The sequence below is a fragment of the Bradyrhizobium sp. NBAIM08 genome (assembly GCF_020193935.1).
GTDB lineage: Bacteria > Pseudomonadota > Alphaproteobacteria > Rhizobiales > Xanthobacteraceae > Bradyrhizobium > Bradyrhizobium yuanmingense.
The window spans coordinates 1-407 of the sequence record NZ_JADYVR010000907.1 but is presented as its reverse complement, the minus strand read 5'-3'; the positions used below and the strand labels follow the sequence as shown (position 1 = coordinate 407).

General features: G+C 71.3%; 1 pseudogene. It reads right to left on the bottom strand.

The window, feature by feature from the left end:
• A pseudogene (locus I6F37_RS42655) lies at positions 1 to 374 on the bottom strand (porphobilinogen synthase); the annotation flags it as partial.
• Positions 375 to 407: the final 33 nt, after the last annotated feature.

Here is a 407-nt window from a genome sequence, read left to right as displayed (position 1 = left end):
GTGTACGCGCAGAGGCAGACGTCGGTGATCACCACGAGCTCGGGGTGGGCGTCCTTGATCGCCCGCACCGCGAGCTGCACCACGCCCTCGTCGTCGTAGGCACCCGACCCCCTGGCGTCCTTCTCCGCGGGGATGCCGAAAAGCAGCACGGCGGGAACACCCAGCGCGTGCGCGGCGCCGGCCTCCTCGACCGCGTGGGAGATCGACAGCCGCTCGACGCCGGGCATGGCCTCGATCGGCGTGCGCTCGGCGGTGCCCAGCTGCACGAACAGCGGCTGCACGAGGTGCGACGGGGTGAGCTCTGTCTCGCGCACCATCGCGCGCAGGAGGCCCGTCTGGCGCAGGCGGCGCAGGCGTGTGGCTGGAAAGGCCATCGGAATCAGTTTAGGCGCGTAGCGCCGTTAGGC